This is a genomic window from Streptococcus sp. HMSC10E12, from assembly GCF_001807855.1.
Classification (GTDB): domain Bacteria; phylum Bacillota; class Bacilli; order Lactobacillales; family Streptococcaceae; genus Streptococcus; species Streptococcus salivarius.
Genome location: NZ_KV791106.1, coordinates 2714 through 7861 on the forward strand (window position 1 = coordinate 2714; position 5148 = coordinate 7861).

The window sequence follows — 5148 nt, forward strand, 5'->3', positions numbered from 1 at the left end:
ATGACAAATATCACTTCATCATCGAAGAAACTAGGTTCCAGGGAATCACCAGCAACCTTAAACGCAATATCATGTACCGGAATAGGAACAGGGTAGTCAAAACAGTCGACTGGGACCTCTGATAGTTCAAACCCTTGTGCATTTACTTTAGCATAAATACTGACTCTTTTGGTTGGTCGTTGATCTTGTTTAACTATTTGTTTTCTATGGTCTTTTTCTCTGATCTCTTTAGAGAGATGCTGATAATCTAATCGATTTTCTATGAAGTCAACAGTAGCATCTTGATTCCCCTCGTCAAGCTGCTTGAACATTTCACCAACATATTCTTCCTTATCGTCGTTAAATGGTGGGTAGGCATATTTACTGGGTGAGTCTGATAATCCCAATAAATAGTCTGACGTAACACCGAATAACTCGACTAATTTTACTAGATCTTTGAATGTAGGAGCATTAGTCCCATTTTCCCACTTTCCTACTGTCTGCTGTGTTTTTCCAATCTGCATACTGAATTCTTTTTTGGTCCAACCTCTAGCTAGTCGGAGTTTTGTTAAGCGTTCAGTAAACATCATCCCCTTTGTGTTGTTACTATCCTTACACTCTTTCATGTATCTTCCCTACACACGTCTTCCTAAAAAAATTATAATTTTTTATAATCAAAATCATTATAGCAGTTTTAGAAACAATAAACAAATACAGAAAAATAATACGTTATACAGTATATATACTGTATAAATTAGTATAAGCGTTATTTTATTTAATCAATAAAAAGTAAAACAAAAACCCATGATGTGTTAAACAAAAATGATGATAAAAGCATTTTTATTATCTATTAAACAACTAAATTATTAGAATAATGTGAGTAAGGTGTAATTAAATTATGAAATTCTCTTGATTGTTTGACACAAAAATAGTAAAATCAATTCAGAAACATAAAGATTAGGCAGGTTATATATATACATGGGAAACATTATTTCAGAATTGAGACGACGAAAGAAGCTCTCAAAGAAAGCGTTAGCTCATAATCTTAATGTTGATGCAGGGACTATCGACAAATGGGAAAATGGAGCTAATATTCGTATGGAAAACGTTGTAGCCTTAGCTGAATACTTTGGTGTTTCTACTGACGATATTTTAGGAATAAGATAGCACTAATTACTAATCTTTGGCATCTAAAATATTACGCAGCGTTTTATGATGGAAGATAAGGGAGGGACAATGACAACAGCAATCACGAACCCTAAAAAAATCACTTTAGAAGACCTAGAAGAAAAGCTAGAATCATTCATCCAGGTATTTAATGATGACCTATGCCGAACCATTATTGAGTATATGATTGACTCGGAAGGGCCATTTGTAATTACTCGATATAAGAAGTTTGGATCACCATGGTTTTATCAGGCAACCAGAGATATTTCTGATAAACTTTGGAGAAAGCTAATCGAAGAGGGAAAATCAGAGACTGAAGCTAAAGCCATAGCTAAAGACGTGATATCAACGTACTATCAATATATGTTATTTGATATGTTGCTTGCGGGACAAAATAAGCTAGCTTCAAAAGAAGTTCAGGTAAGGATTTCTAGCTTGACAAATAACCGGCAACAAAATGAAGTAAAGAAACTAGCCTTCATGAGAGGTTGCAGGGAATACATACAGAATTTACCACTTAAGACACTTACAAATTACATTCCTCTAGCTGAATTGTTTAAATACGCTGGTGTCGGAGAAGTTCCAGATTTAGCGAAAATCTTCAGCTTGCTCGATTCCAGTGAAGCGGGATGTTTGAAAAAAGTCGGAGAAGTCATCCATTTTGACGATGCTGCTGTAGATGAAGTGATTGAAAAAAGATTTTTAAGGAGTTCTCAACTTCGTTTCTCTAGCGGTAAACTATTATACAACTCAGAAAGTGTAGTATTTAAGTAGATTTTAGAATTGAATATAGAATGAATAAAGGGGAAAAGGATATAAAAACATATCCTTTTTTTGTGTCTTCATAAATAAGGTGGTTGTCACTGGGTTATAGAAGGTATATGAGGTTTAGTATAATGGTGCCAAAAAATTGAAGAGAAGGACTAGACAAATGACAAGAACACCAGGTAATAAAAAATGGTTACAAAATATTGCTAAGAAAATCAATCTCCCACTTTATCCGAAGAAAAAATTTAATGGAGAAGAAGTCACTCTCATGCCTGATGGGACAGTTCGATTATCTGAAACAGGAGAAAAGCCTTCTGCTGAAGCACTGGAAGCCTATCAAGACTTCGTTAAAAAATTCAATGAAAGCCTACGTCGTTTTGGGGTAAGAACAATCGATGGAAAAGCAACATTGAATACTGTCTCTCGATTTTCGGACGACTATTATAAGAAGTATGCCTCGACACCATTACTGAAACAAGTTTATCCAAACAATGACTTTCCTTTCCATTTGCAACTTCAAGAAGATTACATCATTCAAATCAACTATAGTCAAGAAACGGACTATGAGTTAATAAGTAAGCAACTAAACCAGTTAGATATGGATATTCTACTATTTATAGCTACTTTTCGAAATGTTCAACTCCTTCAAATTTCAAGGGAGTTTGGTTTACCGATTCCTAAAATCAAACCACATCTCAAACGACTCAGAGAGTTTTACTTAGTTCAAGAGTGGGAGTTCGAACGTGAAGATACTCCAGGGGCTCTTGCGACAAGTTACTCTATTTACAGTCATGGAACGATGTTGCTCTTACTAGCAAATAAGATCAGCAGAAACTTTACTTATAAATGGAAAGATATCCTTCGGGAAGAAGATAACTACTCTCCTATTCGATACTGGAAGGTCGTAGATGCCTATCAGAACTTCAAATTTAATCAAAACTATGCCTATTTTGGTCCTACGTCAAAACTGGAGAAGTTCACGTATACAGTGACAAAGACACAGGAAAAGAGTGAGGGTACAAGTCCTCTTTCTGGTATGGAGAAACGAAAATCAGAGTTACAAGCCAAAAAGGCGAAGAAGAAGGAGCGTACGTATACGGTCCATGTTCCTAGATATCTCTTTATCGGTCAGTTAGCTCTCAATAAAAAGGAAGATGACGGTACAAAGAATCTGTTTGATGTGTATCCTTATATCACTAACGTTGGTGATACCAGTGATCTTGATAAATTGCTCAATGTCTTTAAACACTTTGGACGTTTCGAGGATGGTTTAGATGAAGAAGGCAACAAACGTTATCTACTGATTATCGTTGATAATTTTGATGATATTCAAGAAATTGAAGATAAGTATATGCTTATTGAAAATGGTGGCTATAAGAACCTTAATAACATTATTTTCCTCAACCTAGAACTTGCTGCAGAAGAAGGGATTGATAAGTCTCTTGTTGTTATCAGAAGTCAAAATACAACTGATGGTGATCGTGTGGCCAAATACATGCCTTTTAGAATGAATGAAGCGTTTAATGAACGTCCACTAATCAAAGACGCTGAACTAGAAGAGTTAAATCAAGAAGAAGGTGATACTGATGCTTAATATCTATATTGATCCCTATGTCCTATCTCCTTTTGAAGCCTCTCCCTTTTTCCACAAGCTGACTAACTTTGCAAAATCTAAAGACCATAGAGTCGCTATTATGGGGTTTAAGTCACATATTTCTTGGAATGCTCTATCGTATCTAGAAGATAAAGCTAAGATTACGATTACCCACAATCATGCAGACCTAGAGGATGAGAAAAAACATGCCGTTCTACTAGCTGGCTATTTAAAAAAGGATATTGAGTTAGTAACGTCTTCAACAAACCACATTACAGATATCTTCCTCTTTGATGAGCAGGCTCAGATGGATACGAATACTTTGTCTCAGCTACTAAGCAAGGTCCCTTACGTACATTACTTATCAACAGAGCATTTTTTTTATTCTCCCCACGTAAATAATTTCCCGAAGAATAGGCCATTTATTTTCAATACCCAACTTTTTCGAGACACGAGAAATATTTATTTTGCTAACAGTTTAGTAGAGGGTCACGATCCTTTATTTGAAAGTTTAGCTAAGAACGATATTACCCAACAATCATTTTTTGGTAGCAACAACTATATCTATATACCAGGTCATAATGGAAAAGAAGAAACACGTGCTAAAGTTATTATGAACGTCACAAAAATTGAAGATTTGACGGTTGAAAGCATAAAACCTTTAGAGCCAGAGTCAGCCACTGCAGAACCTCAACAAAGCATGAAAGAGCTACGTTTAGACGAAATTGAAGAACGTCTAAAGAAGAAAATGAAAAGTTCAGGTATGATTAAGAACGATGAAAATTCAAGTGAGGTCTTGAAAATTACTACTGAAACCCTTACAATGATAAGGAAGGTAATGGATTGCATTGGGAGGATGGAAAATAGTTTAAATGCTAAGATGGCTGAACAAGCTGACGACAACAATAAACTTGATTCAGATTTTGATCCATTATACGCCTTCAGGACCCAACATGATAAATTGGGGGAAGATTAAACACTAATAAAGGGTTGAAGGAGAGTAAAATGACTGATGAAGTAATGACTAAAAAAAACATTTACTTAGTGTCAGATGTTGACAAAGCTAGGGAAATTGAGGCATACATCGTGAGTACAAAAGATGGTATGGAAGTCTTTGGACTTATTGGTTGTGATGAACTTGAAGATTTAACAGATGCTCAACGAGAATTTGTGCAGAGCGGTGAAGCGATGCAATTCAAAAGTAACTAAGCTTAATGATTGATTTAAAGGCTGAGAAATCAGCTTTTTTAGTGTTTAATGACTTATGGGTAGGATAAAGTTTTTAAAATGCTCGTGTTTAATGAGTTTGGATTTGATTTGTTATGGTTTTGTCAGCTCTAGTGGCTTTCTATATAAAAACTCTAAACTAGTGATTATTATGTTGTTTTACAATTTTATGAAGAGAATTTGGAGAGAATTATGAATGATGAACAGAAAAAGAATTTTAAAGAGACACAAAAGTCGTTGAAAGAAATTAAGGATATTATTAGTAAACCAAATTTATCTGATATCAAAGATATTACAAATACTGTTGCTGATGCTTCTAGTATTTACGAGAAGTTTCCAGCTTCAGAAGACGTAGCATTCGTATATGTAAGCACACTATATACTCTAGCAATGAGGCTGGAAAGTTTAGATGA

Annotated in this window: 7 protein-coding genes; 6 read left to right on the top strand and 1 reads right to left on the bottom strand. The window is 34.9% G+C overall.

All coding sequences use genetic code 11. The features are described 5' to 3' along the window. A partial coding sequence (locus HMPREF3112_RS08840) for a helix-turn-helix domain-containing protein (protein ID WP_256262686.1) occupies positions 1-605 on the bottom strand: 605 nt, incomplete at its 3' end. Positions 606-957: 352 nt separating this feature from the next. Between HMPREF3112_RS08840 and HMPREF3112_RS08845 the strand changes: the two genes are divergently transcribed. The 6 genes from HMPREF3112_RS08845 to HMPREF3112_RS08870 all read left to right on the top strand — a co-directional run. Beyond that, entirely contained in the window at positions 958-1146 is a 189-nt protein-coding gene (locus HMPREF3112_RS08845; protein ID WP_070439336.1) for a helix-turn-helix domain-containing protein, read from the top strand. 69 nt (positions 1147-1215) lie between these two features. Further along, positions 1216-1920 carry a hypothetical protein gene (locus HMPREF3112_RS08850; RefSeq protein WP_256262687.1) on the top strand — a complete coding sequence of 235 codons (705 nt, stop codon included), beginning with the start codon at positions 1216-1218 and terminating at the stop codon, positions 1918-1920. Positions 1921-2077: 157 nt separating this feature from the next. Beyond that, positions 2078-3508, top strand: coding sequence for a hypothetical protein (locus HMPREF3112_RS08855; RefSeq protein ID WP_070439342.1), 1431 nt, complete (start codon positions 2078-2080; stop codon positions 3506-3508). Next, on the top strand, positions 3501-4484 hold the full coding sequence (locus HMPREF3112_RS08860) for a hypothetical protein (protein ID WP_070439345.1): 984 nt from the start codon (positions 3501-3503) through the stop codon (positions 4482-4484). The genes HMPREF3112_RS08855 and HMPREF3112_RS08860 overlap by 8 nt, the downstream gene beginning before the upstream one ends. 29 nt (positions 4485-4513) lie before the next feature. Next, positions 4514-4717: a hypothetical protein gene (locus tag HMPREF3112_RS08865; protein ID WP_070439348.1), complete on the top strand. Its 204-nt coding sequence runs from the start codon at positions 4514-4516 to the stop codon at positions 4715-4717. Positions 4718-4927: 210 nt separating this feature from the next. Continuing rightward, on the top strand, positions 4928-5148 hold a 221-nt coding region (locus HMPREF3112_RS08870; protein ID WP_141738668.1), incomplete at its 3' end, for a hypothetical protein.